Here is a 23,723-nt window from a genome sequence, read left to right as displayed (position 1 = left end):
GCCGGATGGCCCCCGCCCGCCCGTCGCCGCGCTGCGGTTCTGCGGCGAGCCTGCCACGGCAGGGCGGTCCTACTGCGCCGAGCATCACGCCGCGGCCTACCTCCGGCCTGGCGAGCGGTGGAACAAGGCGGCGCCGGCCGAGGCCGAGCCGTGGCGCCGCCTATTCGCCAAGGAATTGTTTCCCAGCGCCCCGTCGCCGGCCGAGCCGAAAGCGCCAGCTCGGCGGAGCCTTCTCACCATGGAGATGGCCGCGTGAGCGACCCAATCCAGACCGACCGGGATGCACTGGCGAGGCAGTGGCGGCAGGATGAAGCGCGCCGCCGCGCCATCGTGGCCGGCGCCGAGAGCTGGGAACATGCCGCGCAGATGCTTCACGCGGCTGGCGAATTGTCGGACGGGGTGCTGGTCGCGCTGAACCTGGCGCCGCTGCCAAAGCGGAAAGACCGCGCTCTTAGCGCGAGGTGATCGCAGTCCCCGGCACGCACGCCAAATAGGCAATTGCACAGGGCGCAAGATTGCGTAACGGTAAGGGCGGCCGAGCGAGGTGTTACCAGCACCGCCGCCCGGCCTGACCACCAACCGCAGTCCTATGGAGACGCGACCGATGGCTATCAACCAACCTACCACCACGATTACGGCTGGCGAGATGGTGCCTGCCGACGCTGCGATCCGGGCGGCGCTCGCCAGCACCCGGGAAGCCGATGCCGAGCTGGTGCGCCTGTGCGCCACCTATCAGGCGGCCGTCGATGCCTACAACGCGGATAGCGGCAAGCTGGAAGCCGTGGATGACCCGCTGTGGCACCGGGTTCAGGAGCTTGAAGCCAAGATCGACGGCATCCAGCCCGCGGGCCTGGCCGGCGTCATGGCGAAGGCGCGCATCGCCCATGTGCGAGCCAAGGCTGGCGAGAGCGAGCCCTGGGCCACTGATGTGCTCAACGACATGATGCGCCTATTCGGTCCTGCGACCGCCTGACCAGCACCACCCGCACCACCACCACCAGCCCCGGCCGGGAAACCGCGCCGGGGTTTTTCATGTCCACCACCTGCTGCTGGCCGAAGCTCGCATTGGTGCAGAGCTGAAGGCGGCGCAGGAGCGGGGCGAGGTCGCGACGCAGGCCGAGCATGGCAAGGGCGTGCAGGCGAGTGTCCGCGCTTCGGACACTCGCGCCACCCTTACCGAGATCGGCCTCCCCCGCCAGCGCGCCGCCGAGATGACAGAAACGCATCGGATGCGGCAATCTAGGACTAGGCGGGGTGGCGAAGGCGCCAGACTGCCGCTGCAGCGATGAGAGGAAAGGGGCACATGAGGCGGTTCGCCATCACCATGCTTGCCGCCATTCCCTTGCTGGCCTGCGACGAAGAGGGCAAGCCGCCGAGCGTTGAGGAGATGTGGCAGTACCGCATCGCGCGTCTCTCTGACGCTGACATTCGCGCAGCACACGAAGCGGCTATCGCAGATGCAGCCCGATCTCAACAAGATCGACAGAACCGAGAGCGAGCACAGGCAGATGGTCGCGCCCAATGCCGAGAAGTTCGGCGCCGATGCTTGGTCGATGTTGTATTTCTTGAGAGAAACCGGCCGCTGTGCGGGTGCGATGACACGTTCCCACTGTCACCAGCGCCAAATCTCCGGGTTTTCGCCGCTTTGCCCGATTTGCCAAGCGAGGACGCGGAGGCGAATTACCGGGGCCGCATCCTAGGCGGGTGCCTCCTCGTCAGAACAAGGGCCGACGCGCGCGCTGCAGGGTGTCTTCCGCCCCGACAATGAATAGATCGCCAAGCCCGTCGTGCCGCGAGTGCCGCCTGTTCAGTTAAGCTCGAGCTACGCGTTCACCGCCGGCCTGCACAAGCCTTCCACTCCAGCCGAAGCACGCGCTACCCTCCGGCCATGGTGGACGAGCGCGCCGGCCTCCCTGTCACGACCTGGCCCCGCGAGCTCCTACTCACCACCATCCTTGCCTATCGCAACGCCCATGGCGCCGGTCTGCCCGAGGGCGATTGCGTGACCCTGGCCGTCAACGCCTACCTCGGCGCCGGCGGCAATCCCGACCTGGCGCAGCGGGCGCCCCTCCAGATGATCGCCAGCATCTCCGGCCGGCACCCCGAATGGTTCTGGCGGCCGGCGCACCGCCGCATGGAGCGCGAGGCCCGGTTCTGGAAAGCCCGGAGGCAATGGCCGCCACCCCTCAACCGCAGCACCTGGCCGCCGATCCCCGACGACACCTGAGCGCGGCTCCACCTTCACAGGCCAGCCGGAAAAATCTGGCGATGACCAGAAGGGGAAGCATAGGGGAAGGGGAAGGCGTGAGGGGGACCCGTCCCCTGCCAGCCGCGGGCCGCGAAAAGACCCCACCCCCACCCCCACCCCCCTCATTCCTGGCGGCGCGCGCAGGCCGAGGCGAGGCGCGCAGGGTGGAGAGCGCGAGGCGCAGGGCAGGGGTAGCGGCCGGGTGATGAGGGGACGATAGAGGGGACAATCCCCTACGTGAAGCCTAAGCCACTGATCGGATTGGTGATACTGGCGGATGGGGTGGGATTCGAACCCACGGTGGGCGTGAACCCACGGCGGTTTTCAAGACCGCTGCCTTAAACCACTCGGCCACCCATCCCGCGCAGCAGCTTTAGCCCAGACCGCCGGGCCAGGGAATCACCCGGCGGGCGCCAGCTCCTCGATGAAGCCCAGCACGGAATCGATATGGGTCGGCCAGTCCGGCGCCTCCCACCCCTTCAGGCGGCGCAGCTGGGCGTCGCGGCGGGGCGCGGTCGGCGCGGCGTAGTCCTGCACGGCGGCGAGCCAGGCGGGCAGGTCCAGCGGGTCCAGGTAGTCCGCCACCGCGCCGCCGATTTCCCGATGCGCCGCGATGTCGCTGCAGAGCACCGGCGTGCCGCGGGCCAGCGCCTCCGCCACCGGCAGGCCGAAACCCTCGGCGAAGGAGGGCATGAGAAGGGCGCGCGCCTGGTCCATCAGCCCGGCCACCACGGCATCCGAGACCCGGCCGAGTTCCAGCACATGCGGCCGCAGCCGGGCGCAGCGGTCCAGCAGGTCCAGCACCTGCTCATTGTCCCAGCCCCGATTGCCGACGATGACCAGCTTGGGCACCGGCCCGCTTCCCGCCTCCTCCACCAGCCGCCGCCAGAGATGCAGCAGCATCAGGTGGTTCTTCCGCGGCTCGATGGTGCCGAGGCAGAGGAAGAAGGGCAGGCCCTGCAGCGCCGGGGGCAGGGCGGCCGCAGGGCGCGGCACGACGCCGAGCGGCGCCGCCAGCAGCGGCAGGCCGGGCGGCAGCAGGGGCGCGAGGAGGGAGGCGGTGGCGCCGGAATTGGCGATGACGGCGCTTGCATGCCGGGTGATGGTCGCCATCCGCCGCTGGTGCCGCAGCGTTTCCGCCGTCGCGACATATTCCGGGAAGTCGAGCGGGATCAGGTCATGCACCAGCGGCACCAGCCGCGCGCCGGTGCGGGCGAGCATCCGGGCCACGGCTTCAGTATGCGCCAGCGGGTGGTGCGAGACATTGAGATAGACGGGGCGCGGCGCGCCGATCGCAGGCCGGGGCAGGGGGCGAAGCCGGGCCAGGCTGCCGGCGAACAGCGCCAGGGCCTGCGGCGCCAGCCGCGCCAGAGTGCCGGCCTGCCAGGCCGGGCCCACCGCCCGCACGAGGGCCGCCGTGCGCGCATGCGGCAGCAGCCCGAAGCTGCCGCGATAGTCGAAGGCGACGAAGCGCAGCCGGTCGCCGGCCTCGGCCAGCAGATGCTCGGCATAGGCAAGTTCGACCCGGTCCACCCCGGTCAATGTGCCGCGGAAGACGCGCCAGAGCAGGCGGGAAAGGTCGAGCCAGATCGGCGGCCCGGCGAAAGGGCGCCAGGCGGGGCGGGGCGGCAGGCGGGGCGGGGCCGGGGCGACTGGCGCCTCGAGCAGCCCGAGTGCGGCGGGGGTCATGCGCGTGATCCGAACCGGCGGACTGCGTGTCTTGTTTCAAAAACAAGGACAGTTGCGCGAAACGGGATCGACCTCTTGTCGCCATGGTTGTGCATCGCCGTGTCCACACTCTTGCAAAGCATTGACGCAAAGGTGTATCGATCTACCCTGAGTTGCTGAACAAACGCAAACAGGAACGCATCGGCTGTGCACATCGGATCCAAAACGCGTCATCCGGCTCACCGCATGACGCACCGCCCGCGCCTGGCGATCATCAGCACCTATGACGAGCTTTGCGGAATCGCAGGATATACCAGGGCTTTAGAGCAGCAGCTGCGGCCGAGGATGGATCTGCAGGTTTTCGACCTGGATCAGTACCTGCTGCGCAACACCCACCCCAACGTGCAGCGCCTGGCCGATGCGCATATACAGGAAATAGCGCTTCGTCTCAAAGAATTCGACAGCGTCAATCTGCAACTTGAGCACGGCACTCTGGGCCGGACTATGCCTCAAATCGTGCGTCGGTTCCGGATTTTGGCACGCGCCGCCCCCGCGCTCTCCGTCACCTTCCACACCATCCTCGATGAATCGGCGATGCCGCCGCAGCAGATCTGGCAGCAGCTCACGCGCCTGAAGCTGGGGGCTGCCACCAACGGGGCGCTGGACAGCATCCGCTCCCGCCTCCTGGCGCATGGCATCTATTCGGAGCTGCGCCGGCAGCAGCGCCGCAAGCCGGTGCATGTCATCACCCACACGCGGCGCGACATGCGCCTGCTGCGCGACGTGCATCGCCTGGCCGATGTGCATCACCACCCGCTGGCCTTCGTGCCGCCCGAGGCGGCCGCCGCGATTCGCGCCACGGCGACGCGCGAGGCCTTCCCGATGATGAAGCGCCTGCCGCCGGAGGCGAAGCTGATCGGCACCTTCGGCTTCCTCTCGCCCTACAAGGGCTTCGAGACGGCGGTGGAGGCGCTGCGCTACCTGCCGGAGGATCACCACCTGCTGGTCTTCGGTGGCATCCACCCACAGGCCATCGCCCGCAACCAGCCGCGCGACGGCTACATCACCAAGCTGCTGGCGCAGGGCCGCATCGGGCAGAGCGTGATCGACACGCTGCGCGACGGCAGCGCCAGCACCAGCCTGGCGCTGGATGGTTCCGCCGCGCAGCTGCTGGCGCGCCACCCGCAGGACCTGCACGACCGGCTGCACTTCATGGGCGTGCTGGACGACGCGCAGTTCATGACCGCCATGGCGCTCTGCGACACGGTGGTGCTGCCCTATCTCGAGGTCGGGCAGTCCAGCAGCGGGCCCATCGCCATGGCGGTGGAGATGGGCTGCCGCGTCATCGCCTCCCGCACCCGCGCCTTCCTGCAATTTTCCCGGTATCACCCGGGCCGCGTCGAGTTCTTTGATATCGGCAACTTTGCCGAGCTCGCCCGGCGGATCGAGGCCGGACCGCCGCCTCCGGCCGAGCCCCGCGGGCCGCGCCACGACACGAACAGCAATGCCGCGCTGTATCTGCGCGTCAGCCTGCCGCCCGGCATGCTGCCGCCGGACGCGCCAGGGCAGGAGGCCGAACAGGAGGCGCCCCAGCCGCTGAGCTCCGCCGCGCAACCCGCCGAACTCCTCGGCTAGCGGGAAGGGCGCGATCATGGCGGCGGGGCAGGATGCTCGGCGGCCTCTCGCGGCGATCGGCGCCGCGATCGAGGCCGGTCTGCCAGAACAGGCAGCGGGGATGTTCGAGGCCTGGGCCCATCCGGACCCGGCCGCGGCGCTGCTCGCGCTGCTGCTGCTCGACCGTCGCGACGCGCTGGCGGAATGGCTGCCGCGAGCCGAGACGGCGGGGCTGGAGGCGGCGCTGCGTGAGCTCGGCCTGCCGGTTGGCGGGCCGGGGCCGGACCTGGTGGCGGCGCTGCTCGGCCTGGCGCGGGATCCGGGCGCGGAGACGGCGCGGGTGCATTTCGCCTCCCTGGTTCTGGTCGCCGGCCGGCACCGGCTGGCGGAGGCGCTGCTGCTGCCGGCCTGGGCCGGCCATGCCAGCAGCGCCATGGTGGCGCGCGCGCTGTCCGGCACCTGGATGCTGCTGGGGCGGGAGGCGCAGGCGCTGGAGGCCGCGCGCATCGCCGCCGAGGCCGCGCCCCAGGCGCCGGAGCCGATGGAGCACCTGGCCGGCCTGCTGCTGCGCGCCGGCCAGCCCGGACCGGCGCTGCTGGCCGCCGGGCGGGCCATCGGCGCGGCGCCGCAGTCCCACCAGGGCTGGCGGCTGGCCTCCACCGGGCTGCTCGAACTCGGCCAGACGGCCGATGCGATCGCGGCCGCCAATCGCGCGGCGCGGCTTTCGGCGCTGCACGCGCCGCATGCCGAGCAGATCCGCACGGCCCATGCAGCGGAGCTGCCGGCGGCCCATGCAGCGGAGCTGCCCGCAGCCGGCGCGGCGGAGCTGCCCGGAGACAGCGCAGCGCCATCGCCGCAGCGTCCGAAAGTGCAGGCCGATTGGGCACGCCTGCCGACCGCGGCGGTCGCGCCGCCGCCACCGCCGCTGCGCCGTGCCGTGGCGACGCGCGCGCGCATCGTCGATGCGCTGCTGCTGCGGGAAACGCGCACCATGTTCAGCGGCAGCCGCCTCGGCTACGCCTGGGCGCTGGTCGAGCCGCTGTCGCATGTGCTGCTGCTGAGCGCGGTCTTCTTCTTCCTGGGCCACGACAGCCGGCCGCCGATCGGCGATGCCATGCTGACCTTCTACATGACCGGCGTGCTGTCCTTCCTGTTCTTCGCGCATATGACGGAGCGCGCGATGGACCTGCCGGCAGCCAACCGGTCGCTGCTGCTGGTGCCGGCGGTCGGGCTGTTCGACATCCTGGCGGCGAAGGCGGTGCTGTCCGCGGTGACGGATCTCGTCGTCGCCGCCGTCACCTTCGCGCTGCTGATCGCGCTCGGCGTCGGCAAGCTGCCGGAGGATCCGGCGGCGATGGTCGCCTGCTACCTGATGCTGTTCCTGCTGTCCTTCGGCGTCGCCTGCGTGAACATGGTGGCCTCCACCGTCACCTCGGCCTGGGAGAAGCTGTGGCCCAGCTTCCTGCGGCTGCAATACTTCACCTGCGGCGTCTTCTACCATCCGCTCGACATGCCGGAGGATATCCGGAACCTGATCCTGCTGAACCCCCTGGTGCATGTCACCGAATGGATGCGGCAGGCCTATTTCCACGGCTACGAGAGCCCCTTCCTCGACATCCCCTACCTGTTCCAATGGACCATCGGCTGCCTGTTGGTGGGCACCGCGCTGTTTGCCGCCGCGGCGCGGCAGATGCGGCGGCCCGCCTGATGGTCATCCTCGACGGGGTCAGCAAGTCCTATCGCATGGCGGATGGCGGCAGGCGCGCCATCCTGCGCGACGCCTCCATCGCCTTTCCGGCGGGGCTGAAGGTGGGCGTTCTGGGGCCGAACGGCGCCGGCAAGTCCACGCTGCTGCGGCTGATCGCGGGGACGGAGCCGCCGGATGCCGGGCGCATCCATCGGCATGGGCGCGTCAGCTTCCCCATGGGCTTCTCTGGCACCTTCCACCCGCAGCTCAGCGGGCGGGAGAACCTGCAGTTCCTGGCGCGCGTCTATGGGCTGGATGCGGCCGCGATGGTGCGCTCCGTCGCCGACTTCACCGAGATGGCGCGGGAGATGGACGCGCCGCTGGAACACTATTCCTCCGGCATGATGGCGAAGTTTGCCTTCGGCGCCTCGCTCGCCATCGATTTCGACGTCTACCTGGTGGATGAGATCACGGAGGTGGGCGATGCGCGCTTCCGCGCCCGCTCCGTCGCGGCCTTCCGCGACCGGCTGCGGCATGCCTCGCTGATCCTCGTCTCGCACAACAGCCACACGATCCGCAGTCTGTGTGACTGCTGCGCGATCCTGCATGGCGGGGACCTCATCGCCTTCGACACGGTGGATGCGGCGCTGGAGCGGTATTCCGAATTGATGGGAGTGGCCGATGCTTGAGACGGTGACCCGGCCGGCGCCGGTCCTCGATGTGGCGCGTACGGCGGAGGCGGGGCTGAAGCGCCCGCCGCCGCAGCGCCCGCCGGCGCCGGCGCCGCGCCAGCGCTGGCGCCCGGGCGCCTGGTTCGGCTTCCTGCTGCTGGTGGTGCTGCCGACGCTGGGCTTCAGCACCTGGCAGGTCTTCGGTGCGGCGGACCAGTATGCGGTGGAGATCCGCTTCGCGGTGCGGCCGGCGGATCCGGCGCGCGCCGCGCTGCCGGCGGGCATGCTGGCCGGCGCCACCGCGGGCAATACCGATGCCTATGCGGTGGTGCAGCACCTGCAGAGCCGCGCGGCGATCCTCGCCGTGTCGCGCTACACCGATGTGCGCGGCATCCTCGGCCGGGCGGAGGCCGATCCGCTGGCCTGGCTCGACCCCGCCGCGCCGCTCGAAGTGGCGCTGCGCGCCTGGCGGCGGCAGGTGCAGCCCTATTTCGACCGCGCCAGCGGCATCGTCTCGGTCGAGGTGCGCGCCTTCAGCGCGGCCGATGCGCTGGCGCTGGCGCAGGCGGTGGAGGCAGCGTCCGAGGAGCTGGTGAACGGCATGTCCGAACGCAGCCGCGCGGAGCTGATGGCGGCGGCGGAACACGACGTGACGCTGGCGGAACGCCGCTTCGCCGCGGCGCGCGCCGCCGTGCAGGCCTTCCGCGACCGCAGCCAGGAAGTGGACCCTCGGCGGGACGCGCAGGCCTATGCGGAACACCTGGTGAAGCTGCGCTCCGAGCTGATCGCCATGCAGGGCCAGCTCGCCACGCTGCGCGCGGTGATGAGCGACACGGCGACGCCGGTGATGCAGCTGCTCGGCAATATCCGCAGCACCGAGCAGCAGATCGCCGCCGTGCAGGGGCGGCTGACGGAGCGTGATCCCGGCAGCCGGACACTCAGCCACAGCATCGGCGGCTTCGAGGCGGTGGAGACGGAGGCGATCTTCGCCCAGCGCGCCTATGAGGCGGCGATGGCCGCGCTGGACCGTGCGCGTGCGGAAGCCTCCCGCCAGCAGGTCTATCTCGCCCCGGTGGTGCGGCCGGTGGCGCCGGAACGCGCGGTCTATCCGGCGCGCATCGCCAATACGCTCACCGTCTTCGCCGCGGCGCTGCTGGCCTGGTTCGTCGGGCTGATCGCCCTGCGCGCGCTGAAGGAACACCTGGCATGAGCTACCTGCAGAGAAGCAGCAGCATGGGCGAAGAGCAGCGGTTGCGGGAAAGACGCGTGCTGCCGCTGGGGCCCGGCGAATTGCTGGTGGAGGCCAGCTGGGGCGGCTTCATGGTGGTGCCGGCCTTCAACCTCGATGTCGCCATCGGCGTGACGCGCGATGGAGTGCATGAGGCCTGGACCACGCGGCTGGTGCAGGAACTGCTGCGGCCCGGCGATACCTACCTGAATGCCGGGGCCAATTTCGGCTACTTCGTCTGCCTCGCCGGCCGGCTGGTGGGGCCGGAAGGGCATGTGATCGGCGTCGAGCCGAACCCGCATATCCTGCCCTTCCTGATGAAGTCGATCTACTGGAACGGCAGCATCGGCAATACCGAGATCGTCGCCCGCGCGCTGTCGGATGCGCCGGATGAGGACATCGCCTTCCACTTCGACCCGCAATACCTGGGCGGCGGCGCGATCTGCGCGACGCCCCAGGGGGTCGCGCCGGCCGAGGCCGGGCAGGACGGTTTCGCCGAGGCGCTGTGGTCCGCCGGCACGGTGGGCCGGCTGCAGGATGCGCAGGGGCGCTGGATCAAGGGCATGGGGCTGATGCTGACCGTCACGGCGCGCAGCACCACCATCGACCGCGTGCTGGCGCATCTCGCCTTGCCCAAGCTCGACCTGCTGCACCTGGATATCGAGGGGTCGGAGCCCTTCGCGCTGCTGGGCGCGCTGGAGACGCTGCGCCAGTCGCCGCGGCTGAAGATCATCACCGAATGGTCCTCCGGCCATTACCGGCTGGGCTCGCCCCGGCTGCGCGATGCCTTCGATGCCGTCTGGGCGCATCTCGCCCTGCTCGGCTACCGCGTGCGGCTGCTGCAGCCCAGGGTCGCCGCCGATGGCGGCATCCATCTCTCGCCGCCGCTGAGCCACGAGACGCTGACCACCACCGCGCCGCATGGCGACTACCTTTGGACCAGGATCGAGGAGGATCCCTTCCGATGAACGCACCTGTCACCGCCTTGCAGCCGGGGCATGAGATGGTCAGTGGCGCCCAGGGGCGACAGCCCGGCTGGGCCGCCGGAATGCGGCTGGGCTTCCTGCATATTCCGAAGACCGCCGGCACCGCCTTCGGCGCCGCCCTGGCGCAGCACTTCGCCGAACATGAGATCGCCAGCACCTCGCGCATGGCCATGCCCTCCGGCGCGGCGGATCCGCTGCTGCCGCAGGTGGCGACGGCGTTCCGCGCGCTGGGCATCGGCAGCCACCTGGACCACGACCAGCTGGACGCGATCGCCGCCGGCCTTCCGGCCGGGGAGCGGCTGTTCACCGTGACGGTGCTGCGCGACCCGCGGGCGCGGCTGATCAGCCAGTACCGCTACTGGCGCCGCAAGGTGGATGCCAGCCTGGCGGACCTGCCGGAGGAGCAGCGCAATGCCTTCCTCGCCGCCCGCAACCTGACGCTCACCGAGTTCCTGGAGGCGCGGATCCCCTATGCGGAGGCACATTTCCGCAATCTCCAGGCGCGGATGATCTGCGGCCTGGGCACCGCCGAGGTGATGGACGAGGCCACGCTGCTGGCCACCGCGCGCGCCAACCTGGCCGCCTTCGACGTGGTCGGCACCACCGATGCGGTGGATGAGGCGCTGGCCCGCATCGCGGAAGCCTATGGCTGGGCGCCGCCCGATCCGGTGCGGCCGCTGAACGTGGCGCCGTCGGAGGCGCCGCTGCAGCTGAGCGCGGAGGCGGAGGCGCTGGTCGCCGAATACACCGGCATCGACCAGCTGCTGTGGGAGGAGGCGCGTGGCAGGCTGACCACGCAGCGGCCGTCGCGCCGCGGCCGCAGCTTCCACCGCCCGGATCCGGCGCTGGTGGCCACCCTGCTGGATGGCGGGCTCACCCGCTTCCGCATGGCCGATGCGCTGGATGGCCAGGGCTGGCATGTGCGGGAAGGCGAGGGCGAGACGCTGTCGCGCTGGACCGGCCCGAGCCGCCGCGCCACCATCCGCCTGCGCGCGCCGCAGCTGCGCCAGCTCGAATTGTCGATCCACCTGGTCTCGGTGCTGGATTGGGCGATGGTGGAGCATGTGGCGCTGACGCTGGATGGCGTGCCGCCCAGCGCGCCGCCGCAGGTGGAACACGGCCTGGCCCAGCCCATCCTGCGCGCCCGCTTCGACCTGCCCAATGCCGGCGACGGCTTCCGCATGCTGGCCATCGAGGTGCCCTTCACCAAATCGCACAAGGAGATCGATCCGATCATCGACGACGCCCGGCAGAAGGGCCTGGCGATCGGCGACATGGTGCTGGCGGCGCTGCCGGAAACGCGGCAGGGGCCGGCGACGCTGGGCGCGCTGTTCTGGCCGGGACAGAACTGGTCCGACAAGGCGCCGGCCGATCTGCTGGACCTGGTGCGGCGCCCGGCCGCGGAGGCCACGCCGCCGCCCTGCGAGCGCAACCTGGTCTTCGATCTGCCGCTGCTGCGCGGCCTGCTGGACCTGCTGTCGCCGGACCATGTCTGGGCCGCCGCCCGGCGCAGCATCCTGGAGCCGCTGGAGCGCGGCAGGCCGCTGGCCATGCCCGCCCGCGGCGGCAGCCTGGCCATCCTCGCCACGCTGTTCGAGATCGCGGGTCGCGGTGCGCCGGTGGCGCAGGTGGCGGCGCGGCACGAGGCGGCGGTGCTGCTGCTGCCCTGCGCCGAGGATTTCCGGCTGCGCCAACTGGCCGCCAGCCCGCTACTGGCGCCCTTCCTGCACATCATCGGCTGCACCAATGCGATCCTCGTCGCCAATCTCGCCGCGATGCGGCGCGATGGCGGGCAGGGGCGGGTGGAGGCCTTCCTGCTGCTGCTGGAACGCATCTCCGCCACCCTGCCGGAAAAGCTGGCGGTGCTGCCCGGCGGCTTCGGCGCCGACTACATGCTGCAGCAGCTGGAGGCCACGCTGCGCGGGGCGGCGGCGCTGAATGCCGGCGGCGCCACGCCGCGGGATGTCCTGGCCACGCTGATGCTGGACCGTCCGCCGCCGCCGCCCACGCCCCAGGCGCTGCAGGACCAGGCGCGCCAATTGATGCAGGCGCCGGGCACGCCCATCACTCTGGTCGATCCCGACCTGACCGGGCGGCTGGCCGCGCTGATGCAGCACCTGGCGACGCAGCCGCCAGGCGAGGGGCTCTGGCACGCCGCCCTGGTGGCGCAGGAATGCGCCTTCCGCATCACCGCGCTGCTGGCCGGCTGGGCGCGCTTCGACCTGGGCGCCAACCGCACCGGGCAATTGGCGCTACGCCTGCGGACGGAAGCGCCGCGGCCGGTGCTCTATCCCAAGCCCGCAAAACCCTTCGGCGAATACATCGACTTCTACAAGGCGGAAGCCGCGGCGATGGGGGCGCATGCGCCGGCGCCGGACCTGGTGACGCGCCTTGATACGCTGCGCGGCGGGCTGGACCATGTCACGCGCCTGAACCAGGCGGCGCGGGAGATCGAGGTGGCGCTGCGCCTGCTCGGCGACCGCTATCCGGGGGAGGAGATCCTCTGGGTGGATGCCGGCTGTTCCTATGGCGTCATCATGAATGCGGTGCAGCCGCCGCAGAACATCCAGGGCCGCTGCAGCTTCCTGGGCTTCGACTTCAACGCGCCGGCGATCCGCACCGCGCGGGTGGTGGCCGGCAATCTCGGCCTGGCGCATTGCCGCTTCGAGGTGGGGGATGTGGCGGAAGCCCGCAGCCTGGCGGCGGGGCGGCGCATCCACCTGATCACCGCCTTCGAGGTGCTGGAGCATTGCCCGGACCCGCTGGCGGTGCTGTCCGAATACCGGTCGATGGAGCCGGGGATGCTGGTGGTGGGCTCGCCATTGGCCGAGCTGCAATCCATCTTCCCGGCCGAGCAGCATATCTGGGCCTTCAACGCCCGCGGCTTCGCGGCCATGGCGGAAGCGGCCGGCTTTTCCGTCATCGGCCTGAACCAGCGCCAGGTGGGCGCCTTCGTCGGCGGGCATGACTGGGTGACCGTCACCGCCACCACCAGCGCGGCGGGGGCGATGGGCATGGTATGATATCGCGGATGTGACCGCGGCGGGCACGATCAACAGATGGCCAGGGGCGGGGTCGCGGCGTTTGCCTGCGTCCCCCGCAACGGATAGACCGCGCCATGCGCAACGCCCCCCTGCTGATCAGCTTCCTCCTCGCCACCTCCGCCCTGGCGCCCGTCGCCTCGGCGCAGGGCCTACTGCCGGCCCTGCCGGATTCGCTGACGCCGACGGTGGGAGAGGTGACGCCGCCGCCGCCCGACCCCTATGGCAGCTGGACCTTCAACTACGAGAACGACACGCTGGGCGGCACCGACCGCAACTATACCAGCGGCCTGCAGATCGCCTGGCGGTCGCCTTCGGCGGAACTGCCCACGCCCCTGCGCTGGCTGAACGAGCAGGCGACGCGGCTGCTGGGCCCCGGCCAGGTGCGCTGGGGCGCTGGCCTCGTGCAGGCGATCTACACGCCCGAGGACACCCAGCGGCGCATCCCCGACCCGAATGACCGGCCCTATGCCGGGCACCTCTACGGCGCCCTGGTTCTGCAGCGCGAGACCGGTTTCTCGCTCACCACGCTGGAACTGCAGGCGGGCGTGATCGGGCCCTCGGCGCTCGGCGAATTCGTGCAGAACACGGTGCATGAGGCGATCCGCGTCGATACCACCAAGGGCTGGGACAGCCAGCTGAAGGACGAGCTGGCGCTGAACATGGTCTTCGAGCGCACGCTGCGCAGCGCGCCGCTGGAGCTCGGCAGCCTGCAGGCGGATATGCTGACCTCCTATACCGTGGCGCTGGGCAACGTCTCGACCTATGGCGGCGCCGGCGTGACCTTCCGGGTGGGGCAGGGGTTGGAGGCCGATTACGGCGCGCCGCGCATCCGGCCGGGCCTGGTGGGCTCCGCCTTCTTCCAGCCGCGGGAGGAATTCGGCTGGTATGCCTTCATCGGCGGCCAGGGTCGCGCCATCGCCCGCGACATCTTCCTGGATGGCAATACCTGGCGCGATGGCGGGCCTTCGGTCGACAAGCGGCCGCTGGTCGCGGATGCGACGGCGGGGCTGGTCGCGCATTGGCGTGGTTTTCGCCTGGCCTATAGCCATGTCTGGCGGACCGAGGAGTTCTACGGCCAGCGCGGCGGGCTGCAGAGCTTCGGCTCGGTGGGTTTTACCGCCAGGTTCTGACCGCGGGCCTCACTCGCCCATCAGGGCGGCGCGCTGGCGGTGGAACAGCGCGGCCACGGCTTCCGCCACCGCGCGCAGGGCGGGCAGCGGCGCCAGGTCCTCATGCATCACCAGCCAGGCATCCTCGTCGCAATCCGGTGGCAGGCTGGCGATGCGGTGCAGCCGGCCCGTGGCCTCCGCCGGCAGGCAGGGCAGCAGGGCCATGCCGAGGCCCTGGATGCAGGCGCGCAGCCGGATCGGCGTATCGTCCAGCACCGCGACGGGCGGGCGCAGCCCCACCAGCGCCTCCAGCGCCCGCACCGTGCGCGACTGCGCGGCTGGGCGGGCCAGGCCGATATAGGGCAGGGCGCGCAGATCGGCCGCCGCCGGATCCGGCACCAGGGACGGCGCGGCGTAGAGCGCGACCCGCACCCGGGCCAGGCGGCGCATCACCAGGCTGCCGGAATCGGGCGGCGTGCGCATGCGGATGGCGATCTCCGCCTCCCGCCGCGCCAGGCTGAGGATAGCGCGCGACGGCAGCAGGGAGATGACGACGCCCGGCGTGGCCGCGGCCAGGGCAGACATATGCTCGGCGAGCACCAGGGCCATGGAGGCGGTGGCGGAGATCCGCACCACCTCCTGCTCCCGCTCCGCCGTCGCGCGGCGGATGCTGTCTGCGGCCTGGCCCATCTGCTGCAGCGCCGCCATCACGCGGGCGCCGCGCGGGGTCAGGCGCAGCCCGTCCGGGCGGCGTTCCAGCAGCTTCTCCCCGGCCCAGGCCTCGAAGGCATCGACCCGGCGGCTGGTGGTGGCGGCGCTGAGGCCGAGGCGCTGCGCCGCGCGGCGCCAGCCGCCGGCCTCCACCACCGCGGCGAAGATCTTGGCGTCGTCCCAGGAGAAGTCGCGCATCCGCCGCGGGGGCCCCTATCGGTCCAGCGAGCGCAGCGCATACCAGGGCAGGGAGGGGGCAGGGCGGGGCGCGGCGGGCCGGAGCTGTTCCGCCGCAGCATAGACCGGCCGCCGGCTGGCCCGGAAGGCGCCCTCCAGCCCCGGAGCCGCGCCCAGCAGCACGGCGGCATCGCAGAAGCGGGCCAGGCGGCGGGCGGCGGTGAGGCCGGGGCCGCCCTCGGCCAAGGCGCGTTCCAGCCCGGCGGCGTCGATCGGCAGGTGCCCGGCCTGGCGCAGCGTCTCCGCCGCGTCCTGCCAGCCGGGGCCGGGCGGGGCCGAGAGCAGGATGAGGAGTTCGGGGTGGCGCATGGCAGTCTCCGTCGTGGTGGCGGGAAACTGCCGTGGCGCGCGGCGGCGGGCGACGGCCAAGCTTGCAACGCGGCGTTTCGCGAAGGCTCTTGCGGGTGCAATCGATTGCGGGCATCGTCCCCGCGCCGGCCTTCCGTTGCGGAGGGGCGGCGGGAAGAAACGGACCCTGACATGAACAAGACCGAAGGCTCCGGCCTCGGCCGGCGCAGCCTGTTGGCCGCCGGCGCCGCGGCGCCCCTGCTGGCGAGCCTCGCCCGGCCTGCCGCCGCCCAAGCGCCGGCGCCCGCGGCCGGCCAGCCCATCCTGGTCCGTGGCGCCTTCGTGCTGTCGATGGACCCCGCCATCGGCGACCTGCCGCAGGGCGATATCCTGGTGCAGGACGGCGTGATCCGCGCCATCGCCGCCAGCATCCCGGCGCCGGAGGGTGCGCTGGTGATCGAGGGCGCCGGGCGCATCGCCCTGCCGGGCATGGTCAATGGCCATATCCACTTGGCGCAATCCATGCAGCGCGGCCTGTCCACCGAACATTCCTTCGGCGGCTATTTCCAGACCATCGTGCTGCGCCATTCCAACCGCATGACGCCGGCCGATGTTCAACTGGCCGACCATGCCGGCGGGCTGGAGCAGATCGCCGCCGGCGTCACCACCGTGATGGACTGGTCGCGGGAGACGATGTCCCCCGACCATGCCGATGCGGCGCTGGCCGGGCTGGATGCCGCCGGCATCCGCGGCGTGCTGGCCTATACCGCGCCCCCCATCCCGCAGGGCGGCGATGCGGCCGCGCTCGGCGGCCGGATGATCGCCCATGCCCGAAGCCTGCTGGCCGCCCGCGCCGAGGGGCTGGTGCGGATCTGGACCTGCCTGCAGGGGCCGGACTTCACCCCGCTGGCGCCGGCGCTGGCCGATATGAAGCGCCTCGCGGAGCTCGGCGTCCCGATCGCCATCCACACCGGCGCCGGCATCTATCCCAATCGCAAAACGCGCCTGCTGGCGCAGCTGGATGCCGAGGGGCTGCTGAACGAGCGGCTGCAGATCGTCCATGCCAACACCCACGAGGCCGATGAGTACAAGCTGGCCGCCGATCGGGGCGTAATGCTGTGCTCGACGCCAGAGGTGGAGATGCGCATGGGCCATGGCCACCCGGCCATGTTCAAGGCCGCGGCGGCGGGGATGAAGGTCTCGGTCGGCACCGACATCCCCTCCATGGTCGGCGGCGGCCTGCTGCCGCAGCTGCGGGTGGCCATGGCGGCGGAGCTGCACCGGATCAATGCGGCGGCGCTGGCGGCCGGGCAGGGGGTGCCGGCGACGCCGCCCGTCACCGCGCGGCAGATGCTGGAATTCGCCACCATCGGCGGCGCCCGCGGGTTGGGGCTGGACCGCGTCACCGGCAGCCTGACGCCGGGCAAGCGCGCCGACCTGCTGCTGGTGCGCGCCGACCAGCCGCTGACCGCCCCGCGCTCCGACCCCGCCGGCCTGGTGCTGCTGCAGGCCGGCGCCGGGGAGATCGAGACGGTGATGGTCGATGGCCGGCTCCGCAAGCGCGACGGCCGGCTGACCGATCCGGGTGCCGCCGCGGTCCTCGCGCGCCTGCAGTCCCGCGCCGAGGAAATGGCGGCGGCCGCGGCGCGATAGAAGCGGGGCGCGGGGGGCACCAGCGCAACCGTGCGTTGCCCCGGCCCCCCGGCCTGTGGCATCCAGCGCCGATGGTTCCGACTCGGCGCATCCTCCTCTCCCTTCCCGCCCTTCTGGTCGGCGCGCGCGCGCAGGCGGCCAGCGAAAGTTTCGCCGCCTTCCTCAACGGAGTGCGGGCGGAGGCCCGGCGCGCCGGCGTCTCCGCCAATACGGTCAGCCGGGCGCTGGACGGGCTGCAGCCGAATGACCGGGTACTGGAGCTGGACCGGCGGCAGCCGGAATTCACCCAGACCTGGGAACAGTATCGCGACGCCCGCCTGTCCCAGCAGCGCATCGATGCCGGCCGCCGCGCCTTCGCCGACAACCGCGCGACGCTGGAAACAGTGCAGGACCGCTTTCGCGTCTCGCCCCGCATCGTCACCGCGATCTGGGGGCTGGAGACGAACTACGGCGGCTTCACCGGCAATATGAACGTCATCCAGTCCCTGGCCACGCTGGCCTGGGACGGGCGGCGGTCCAGCTATTTCCGCAACGAGCTGATGGCCGCGCTGAAGATCCTGGATGCCGGCCATGTCACGCCGGACCGCATGCGCGGCAGCTGGGCCGGCGCCATGGGCCATCCGCAATTCATGCCCAGCAACTTCGACCGCCTGGCGGTCGACCTGGATGGCGATGGCCGGCGCGACATCTGGGACAACCGCGCCGATGCGCTGGGCTCGATCGGCAACTACCTCTCCCGCTCCGGCTGGCGCGACGACGAGCTCTGGGGGCGGGAGGTGGTGCTGCCCGCCGGCTTCGACACGGAACAGGCGCGCCGCGAGAATATGCGCCCGCTGCGCGACTGGGTGCGGATGGGCGTGCGCCGGCCGGATGGGGTGGAACTGCCGCCGCTCGAGATGCAGGCCGCGGTGCTGATTCCGGGGCCGAGCGGGCAGGCCTTTCTCGTCTATCACAACTTCAACGTCATCCGGCGCTACAACCCCTCCAACTTCTATGCCCTCGCGGTGGGCATGCTGTCGGATCGCGTCGCCTGATGCGCCTGGCCCGCTTCGGGCTGGCGGCGGCGCTGGCCGCGGCGGTGCTGGCCGGCTGCGCGCCGCGCCCCCCGGCACCCACGGCGCAGCCGCGCTACATGATCGGCGAGCCCTACCAGATGGGCGGGCTCTGGTCCTATCCTCGCGAGGATTTTGCGCTGGACCAGACCGGCCTCGCTGCCGTGGCGGCCGATGCGAGGGCCGGGCGCCGCACCAGCAATGGCGAAATCTACGATCCTGCGGTGCTGACCGCCGCGCACCGCACGCTGCAACTGCCGGCGGTGCTGGCCGTGACCAATCTCGAGACCGGGTTGCGCGTCGAGGTGCGGGTGAATGATCGCGGGCCGCAGAACCCCGGCCGGGTGGTGGCGCTGTCGCGGCGCGCGGCGGAGCTGATCGGCATCCGCCCCGGCGGCACCGCCCAGGTGCGGATCGAGGTGGTGGGCGAACCCTCCCGCGCCTTGGCCGGCGGCTTGCCGAGCACGGAGGCGCAGACGCTGGAAATCGCCGCCGCCCCGGTCGGCGCCGTGGGGCGGGAGGAGTTGGCGCCGCCGCCGGGCGCGACTCAGGCCACCCGGCTGCGCCAGGCGCGGCAATTCCCGGGCGCCGGCGCCTCGGCCGGCGCTACCGCCGCGGCCACGGGCTCGGCGCCCCCGCTGCGGCTGCCCGAGCGCGTCAGCCGCGTGCCGGCGCGGCCCGGGATGCTCTGGGTGGAACTGGCCACCTTCTCCCGCCGCGACATGGCGGACCGGCAGGCGGCGCGGCTGGCGGGGCTTTTGCCGCGGGTCGATGTGCTGGGCGGCCGGGGCCGGGGCGTGCAGCCCAGCTACCGCGTCCGGCTCGGCCCCTTCAACGCGGCGGCCGAGGCCGACAGGGCGCTTGAGGGGACTCTGCGGGCGGGCGTATCCGAAGCGCGCATTCTCGTGGACTGACCACGAGTCGAACTTGAATAACGCATTTCCGGGCCGCCTTCGCCAGGCAGCGAGGCTCGGGACTGCTCCAGAAGGGAGGCTGCCAATGCGCCGCCGGGACATGATGGGGGCCGCCGCCGGCCTCGCGACAAGTTTGGCCGCAACGGAGAGCCTGGCGCAGCAGCGCCCGGCGACGCCGCCCCGCGCCGCGCGCCCGGCCCCGCCGCCGACCAGCCCGGCCACGACGCCGCTGGGCCCGCTGGATACCAGCGCGCGGCACGCGCTGATCATGGACTTCGACACCGGCGCGGTGCTGCTGGAGAAGGCGGCGGATGACCGCATGCCGCCATCCTCCATGTCCAAGCTGATGACCATGTATGTGGTCTTCGAACTGCTGAAGAACGGCCGACTGCGCATGGACCAGCAGTTGCCGGTCAGCGAGCGCGCCTGGCGCATGGGCGGCAGCAAGATGTTCGTCGAGGTCGGCTCCTCGATCAGCGTCGAGAACCTGTCGCGCGGCGTCATCATCCAGTCCGGCAACGACGCCTGCATCGTGCTGGCGGAGGGCATCAGCGGGTCCGAGACGCAATTCGCAGAGCTGATGAACGAGACGGCACGCCGCATCGGCCTGCGCGACAGCACCTTCCGCAACGCGACCGGCTGGCCCGACCCGGAACATCGCATGACGTCGCGCGACCTGGCGACGCTGGCGCGCCGGATCATCCGCGACTTCCCGGAATACTACAGCCTCTACAACGAGCGCAGCTTCCGCTGGAACGACATCACCCAGGAGAACCGCAACCCGGCGCTGAGCCGCGTGGCCGGCGCCGATGGGCTGAAGACCGGCCATACGGAGGAAGCCGGCTATGGCCTGACGGCCTCCGCCATCCGCGGCGGGCGGCGGCTGATCCTGGTGGTGAACGGCCTGCCCTCGATGCGGGCGCGGGCCGAGGAAAGCGAGCGCCTGTTCGAATGGGCCTTCCGCGAATTCGAGAATGTCGTGGTCTTCCGCGCCGCCGATACGGTGGAGGAAGTGCCGGTCTATCTCGGCGAACGTGCCACCGTGCCGCTGGTCGCCGGGCGCGACCTGGTGCTGACCCTGCCGCGGCAGTGGCGCCGCAACCTGGAGGTGCGGGTGCGCTACGACGCGCCGGTGCCGGCGCCGGTCAGCAAGGGCCAGGGCATCGGCACGCTGCTGATCGCGGGCCAGGGCGTGCCGGAGATGAACGTGCCGCTCATCGCTGGCGCCGATGTGGACCGGCTCGGCCTGCTGCCGCGCATCCCGGCCGTGATCGGGCGCTGGTTCGGCAGCTGAGGCCGCGGCGCGTTAGCACCATGGCTTGAGCGCCGCGCCGATAGCGGCGAGATAGGGCCATGCAGCAACGCGGACGATTCATCACGCTCGAAGGCGGGGAGGGCGCGGGGAAGTCCACCCAGGCCCGGCGGCTGGCCGCGCATCTGGCGGCGCGCGGACTGCCGGTGCTGCTGACCCGCGAGCCGGGGGGCGCGCCGGGGGCGGAGGCGATGCGCCGGCTGCTGCTGGGCGGGCAGGGGCTGGATCCGGTGGCGGAGGCGCTGCTGGTCTTCGCCGCGCGGCGCGACCACCTGGTGACCACCATCCGCCCGGCGCTGGCGGCCGGCATCTGGGTCATTTCGGACCGCTTTGCCGACAGCACCCGCGCCTATCAGGGTTTCGGGCAGGGCGTGGCGCAGGCTGCGATCGAACAGCTGGCGGCGGTGGCGCTGGAGGGGTTCGCCCCGGACCTGACCCTGGTGCTGGACCTGCCGGTGGAGACCGGCATGGCGCGCGCCCGCGGCCGCGGCGTGGCGGCGGATCGCTACGAGCGGCTGGACACCGCCTTCCACCAGCGCATCCGCGACGGATTTTTGGGCATCGCCGCGGCGGAGCCCGGGCGCTGCGCCCTGGTGGATGCGACGCCGGGGGCGGATGCGGTGGCGGCCCGGATCGCCACGCTGGTCGACGACCGCCTGCCATGAGCCGCGCCCCCCGCGCCCCCAAGGAACAGGTCTTTGCGGAGGATCCGGACCAGGCGGTTCGGGCCATGCCGGACCTGTTCGGGCATGTCGCGGCAGCGGAGACGCTGCAGCGCGCGGCGCTCTCCGGCCGGCTGCCGCATGCCTGGATGCTGGCGGGGCCGCCGGGCATCGGCAAGGCGACGCTCGGCTACCGCTTCGGGCGCTGGCTGCTGGCCGGTGGCGCGGAGGGCAGCGTGCCCTTGGGCAGCACGCCGCTGAACCTCGACCCCCAGCACACCACCTTCCGGCGCATCGCCGCCGGCGCCCATGCGGACCTGCGGGCGCTGCGCCCGAACACGGGGGAGAAGGGCGGCGTGAAGCTGGTGATCCGGGTGGAGGATGTGCGGGATGCCATCCGCTTCCTGGCCATGACCCCCGCCGAGGGCGGCTGGCGCTTCGTGCTGGTGGATGGCGCCGAAATGCTGCGCCCCGAGGCCGCCAACGCCCTGCTGAAGACGCTGGAAGAGCCGCCGCCCCGCGCTGTGCTGGTGCTGACCACCGCGGCGCCTGACCGGCTGCTGCCCACCATCCGCAGCCGCGTCCGCCGGCTGGATCTTTCGCCGCTCGATGCCGCGGTGCTCGATCCGCTGCTGGGGCGGCTGCTGCCGGAGCTGAACGCGACAGAACGCGCGACGCTCGGCCGGATCGCGGAGGGCTCGGCGGGCCAGGCGGTGGCGCTGGCGGAAGGCGAGGGGCTCGCTTTGCAGGCGCTGGTCGACCAGGCGCTGGGCGAGCTGGGCGATCGCCGCAACTGGCACCGGATCGCCGATGCAGTGGCCGCCAAGCGCGACGGCAGCGGCTTTGCGACCTTCATCGCGCTGCTGCGGCGGGCGATTTCCTCCGCGGTGCGGCAGGCGGCGCGTGGGCAGGGTGCGCCCGGCTGGCTGGGCGAGCGTCCGCTTGCCGAGTGGTCGACCCTGTGGGATAGCCTCGGACGGCTCGCAGCCGAGACGGATGTGCTCAGCCTGGACCGCAAGCAGGCGGTGCTGACGGCGCTACTCTGGCTCTCGCCGTCCCGTCGCTAGGGGGTCGGCGCTGATGGGCGAGAAACCGGAAGCCAATGCTGTGACCCAAAGCTCCTACATCACCACGCCCATCTACTACGTGAACGACAAGCCGCATGTCGGCCACGCCTATTCGACGCTCGCCGCCGATGTAATGGCGCGCTGGCGCCGGCTGCAGGGGCGGGAAGTGTTCTTCCTGACCGGCACGGACGAGCACGGCCAGAAGGTGGAGAAGGCGGCGCAGGACGCCGGCATGGATCCCCAGGCTTTCACCGACAAGGTCAGCCAGAGTTTTCGGGACCTGACCGCCACCATGGGCTTCTCCAACGACGCCTTCATCCGCACGACGGAGGAGCGCCACAAGCGGGCCTGCCAGGCGCTGTGGGAAAAGCTGGTGGAACGCGGCGAAATCTACCTCGGCGCCTATGAGGGCTGGTACGCGGTGCGCGACGAGGCCTTCTACGGCCCGGACGAGCTGGTCGAGCGCGATGGCCAGAAATACGCCCCCTCCGGCGCGCCGGTGGAATGGGTGAAGGAGCCCTCCTACTTCTTCCGCCTCTCCGCCTGGGCCGAGAAGCTGCTGGCCTATTACGAGGCGAATCCCGACTTCATCCTGCCGGCCAGCCGGCGGAACGAGGTGGTGGCCTTCGTGAAGTCGGGCCTCTCCGACCTGTCCATCTCCCGCACCTCCTTCACCTGGGGGGTGAAGGTGCCGGGCGACGACAGCCATGTGATGTATGTCTGGATCGACGCGCTGACCAACTACATCACGGCGCTGGGCTATCCGGACGAGGACGCGCCGCTCTGGAAGCTCTGGCCGGCGGAGGTGCATGTCGTCGGCAAGGACATTTTGCGGTTCCACGCCATCTACTGGCCTGCCTTCCTGCTGGCCGCGGGCCTGCCGGCGCCGCAGCGCGTCTTCGCGCATGGCTGGTGGACGAATGAGGGCCAGAAGATCTCCAAGAGCCTCGGCAACGTCATCGATCCGGTGGCGCTGGTCGAGGAATTCGGCCTGGACCCGCTGCGCTACTTCCTGCTGCGCGAAGTGCCGTTCGGCCAGGATGGCGATTTCTCCCGCACCGCTCTGGTCAATCGGCTGAATGGCGAGCTGGCCAATGCGCTGGGCAACCTGGCCAACCGGACCCTCTCGCTGATCCAGCGCAATGCCGAGGCGCAGCTGCCGGAAGCCACGGCGCCCACCGAGGCCGATGCCGCGCTGGCCGCCCAGGTCGCGGCGCTGCCCGGGGTGGTCGGCGCGCATCTCGACCGCCAGGAATTCCACCTGGCGCTGGAGGCCATCATGGCCGCGGTTCGCGACGCCAATGGCTATATCACCGTGGCCGCCCCCTGGGCGCTGAAGAAGACCGACCCGGCGCGGGGGCTCGCCGTTCTGCGCCACCTGCATGACGCTCTTCGTGCCTTCGCCACCGTGCTGCAGCCCTTCATGCCGACCACCATGGCCAAGCTGTTGGACCAGCTGGGCGTGCCGGAGGCGGCGAGGGGGCTCGATGCACTGGCGACGCCGCTGCCCGCCGGCCTGACCCTGCCGCCGCCGGAGCCGCTGTTCCGCAAGATCGAGGCCACCGCCTGACC

22 protein-coding genes, 1 tRNA gene and 1 pseudogene are annotated in these 23,723 nt (G+C 71.4%); 18 read left to right on the top strand and 6 right to left on the bottom strand.

The window, feature by feature from the left end:
- From J3S20_RS10495 to J3S20_RS10485, 3 genes and pseudogenes are all read left to right on the top strand, one after another.
- A pseudogene (locus tag J3S20_RS10495) lies at positions 1-256 on the top strand (hypothetical protein); the annotation flags it as partial.
- Positions 253-465, top strand: a complete 213-nt coding sequence (locus tag J3S20_RS10490) for a hypothetical protein (protein WP_216836371.1) — start codon at positions 253-255, stop codon at positions 463-465. The pseudogene J3S20_RS10495 and the gene J3S20_RS10490, both read left to right, overlap by 4 nt.
- A 139-nt stretch (positions 466-604) precedes the next feature.
- Positions 605-973: a hypothetical protein gene (locus J3S20_RS10485; RefSeq protein ID WP_216836370.1), complete on the top strand. Its 369-nt coding sequence runs from the start codon at positions 605-607 to the stop codon at positions 971-973.
- Here J3S20_RS10485 and J3S20_RS10480 read toward each other — a convergent pair.
- Positions 933-1,226 carry a hypothetical protein gene (locus J3S20_RS10480; protein WP_216836369.1) on the bottom strand — a complete coding sequence of 98 codons (294 nt, stop codon included), beginning with the start codon at positions 1,224-1,226 and terminating at the stop codon, positions 933-935. The two genes, J3S20_RS10485 and J3S20_RS10480, sit on opposite strands and share 41 nt — an antisense overlap.
- Before the next feature lie 662 nt (positions 1,227-1,888).
- On the opposite strand from J3S20_RS10480, the gene J3S20_RS10475 reads away from it, so the two are divergent.
- Complete coding sequence (locus J3S20_RS10475; RefSeq protein WP_216836368.1) at positions 1,889-2,227, top strand: hypothetical protein; 339 nt, start codon at positions 1,889-1,891, stop codon at positions 2,225-2,227.
- Between the two features lie 292 nt (positions 2,228-2,519).
- Here J3S20_RS10475 and J3S20_RS10470 read toward each other — a convergent pair.
- From J3S20_RS10470 to J3S20_RS10460, 3 genes are all read right to left on the bottom strand, one after another.
- Positions 2,520-2,609, bottom strand: a tRNA-Ser gene (locus J3S20_RS10470).
- 38 nt (positions 2,610-2,647) lie between these two features.
- Positions 2,648-3,937 carry a glycosyltransferase family 4 protein gene (locus tag J3S20_RS10465; RefSeq protein WP_216836367.1) on the bottom strand — a complete coding sequence of 430 codons (1,290 nt, stop codon included), beginning with the start codon at positions 3,935-3,937 and terminating at the stop codon, positions 2,648-2,650.
- A gap of 300 nt (positions 3,938-4,237) precedes the next feature.
- Positions 4,238-4,402, bottom strand: a complete 165-nt coding sequence (locus J3S20_RS10460) for a hypothetical protein (protein WP_216836366.1) — start codon at positions 4,400-4,402, stop codon at positions 4,238-4,240.
- A gap of 30 nt (positions 4,403-4,432) precedes the next feature.
- Here J3S20_RS10460 and J3S20_RS10455 point away from each other — a divergent pair, with 30 nt between their 5' ends.
- The 7 genes from J3S20_RS10455 (at position 4,433) to J3S20_RS10425 (ending at position 14,276) form a co-directional block, all read left to right on the top strand.
- Positions 4,433-5,551, top strand: a complete 1,119-nt coding sequence (locus J3S20_RS10455) for a glycosyltransferase family protein (protein ID WP_216836365.1) — start codon at positions 4,433-4,435, stop codon at positions 5,549-5,551.
- A 16-nt stretch (positions 5,552-5,567) separates the two neighbouring features.
- Positions 5,568-7,238, top strand: a complete 1,671-nt coding sequence (locus J3S20_RS10450) for an ABC transporter permease (RefSeq protein WP_216836364.1) — start codon at positions 5,568-5,570, stop codon at positions 7,236-7,238.
- The gene (locus J3S20_RS10445) at positions 7,238-7,906 is read left to right on the top strand and encodes an ABC transporter ATP-binding protein (RefSeq protein ID WP_216836363.1); all 669 of its coding nucleotides are present in this window, start codon (positions 7,238-7,240) and stop codon (positions 7,904-7,906) included. Before J3S20_RS10450 ends, J3S20_RS10445 begins: the two co-directional genes overlap by 1 nt.
- The gene (locus tag J3S20_RS10440; RefSeq protein ID WP_216836362.1) at positions 7,899-9,098 is read left to right on the top strand and encodes a hypothetical protein; all 1,200 of its coding nucleotides are present in this window, start codon (positions 7,899-7,901) and stop codon (positions 9,096-9,098) included. The genes J3S20_RS10445 and J3S20_RS10440 overlap by 8 nt, the downstream gene beginning before the upstream one ends.
- Complete coding sequence (locus J3S20_RS10435; protein WP_216836361.1) at positions 9,095-10,084, top strand: FkbM family methyltransferase; 990 nt, start codon at positions 9,095-9,097, stop codon at positions 10,082-10,084. Before J3S20_RS10440 ends, J3S20_RS10435 begins: the two co-directional genes overlap by 4 nt.
- Positions 10,081-13,125 carry a methyltransferase domain-containing protein gene (locus tag J3S20_RS10430; protein WP_216836360.1) on the top strand — a complete coding sequence of 1,015 codons (3,045 nt, stop codon included), beginning with the start codon at positions 10,081-10,083 and terminating at the stop codon, positions 13,123-13,125. The genes J3S20_RS10435 and J3S20_RS10430 overlap by 4 nt, the downstream gene beginning before the upstream one ends.
- A gap of 95 nt (positions 13,126-13,220) precedes the next feature.
- On the top strand, positions 13,221-14,276 hold the full coding sequence (locus tag J3S20_RS10425; protein ID WP_216836359.1) for a lipid A deacylase LpxR family protein: 1,056 nt from the start codon (positions 13,221-13,223) through the stop codon (positions 14,274-14,276).
- Positions 14,277-14,285: 9 nt separating this feature from the next.
- On the opposite strand, the gene J3S20_RS10420 is transcribed toward J3S20_RS10425, so the two are convergent.
- Positions 14,286-15,164 (bottom strand): LysR family transcriptional regulator, encoded by an 879-nt coding sequence (locus tag J3S20_RS10420; protein WP_216836358.1) that lies wholly within the window; start codon positions 15,162-15,164, stop codon positions 14,286-14,288.
- Between the two features lie 15 nt (positions 15,165-15,179).
- A complete protein-coding gene (locus tag J3S20_RS10415; RefSeq protein WP_216836357.1) occupies positions 15,180-15,512 on the bottom strand; it encodes a hypothetical protein in 333 nt (110 codons plus the stop codon).
- Between the two features lie 171 nt (positions 15,513-15,683).
- On the opposite strand from J3S20_RS10415, the gene J3S20_RS10410 reads away from it, so the two are divergent.
- The 7 genes from J3S20_RS10410 to metG all read left to right on the top strand — a co-directional run bounded on the left by J3S20_RS10410 (position 15,684) and on the right by metG (position 23,721).
- Positions 15,684-17,144: an amidohydrolase family protein gene (locus J3S20_RS10410; RefSeq protein WP_216836356.1), complete on the top strand. Its 1,461-nt coding sequence runs from the start codon at positions 15,684-15,686 to the stop codon at positions 17,142-17,144.
- Positions 17,145-17,215: 71 nt separating this feature from the next.
- Positions 17,216-18,178: a lytic murein transglycosylase gene (locus J3S20_RS10405; RefSeq protein WP_216836355.1), complete on the top strand. Its 963-nt coding sequence runs from the start codon at positions 17,216-17,218 to the stop codon at positions 18,176-18,178.
- Positions 18,178-19,110: an SPOR domain-containing protein gene (locus J3S20_RS10400; protein ID WP_216836354.1), complete on the top strand. Its 933-nt coding sequence runs from the start codon at positions 18,178-18,180 to the stop codon at positions 19,108-19,110. Before J3S20_RS10405 ends, J3S20_RS10400 begins: the two co-directional genes overlap by 1 nt.
- Before the next feature lie 85 nt (positions 19,111-19,195).
- On the top strand, positions 19,196-20,404 hold the full coding sequence (locus J3S20_RS10395; RefSeq protein ID WP_216836353.1) for a D-alanyl-D-alanine carboxypeptidase family protein: 1,209 nt from the start codon (positions 19,196-19,198) through the stop codon (positions 20,402-20,404).
- A 59-nt stretch (positions 20,405-20,463) separates the two neighbouring features.
- Positions 20,464-21,087, top strand: coding sequence for a dTMP kinase (tmk, locus tag J3S20_RS10390; protein WP_216836352.1), 624 nt, complete (start codon positions 20,464-20,466; stop codon positions 21,085-21,087).
- The gene (locus J3S20_RS10385; protein WP_216836351.1) at positions 21,084-22,151 is read left to right on the top strand and encodes a DNA polymerase III subunit delta'; all 1,068 of its coding nucleotides are present in this window, start codon (positions 21,084-21,086) and stop codon (positions 22,149-22,151) included. Before tmk ends, J3S20_RS10385 begins: the two co-directional genes overlap by 4 nt.
- A 40-nt stretch (positions 22,152-22,191) precedes the next feature.
- Complete coding sequence (gene metG / locus J3S20_RS10380) at positions 22,192-23,721, top strand: methionine--tRNA ligase (protein ID WP_343215197.1); 1,530 nt, start codon at positions 22,192-22,194, stop codon at positions 23,719-23,721.
- Positions 23,722-23,723 lie beyond the last annotated feature (2 nt).

Source organism: Falsiroseomonas tokyonensis (assembly GCF_019024325.1).
GTDB lineage: Bacteria > Pseudomonadota > Alphaproteobacteria > Acetobacterales > Acetobacteraceae > Falsiroseomonas > Falsiroseomonas tokyonensis.
Note: the sequence above shows the minus strand (reverse complement) of the source record. Positions and strands in the feature narration are given on the sequence as shown.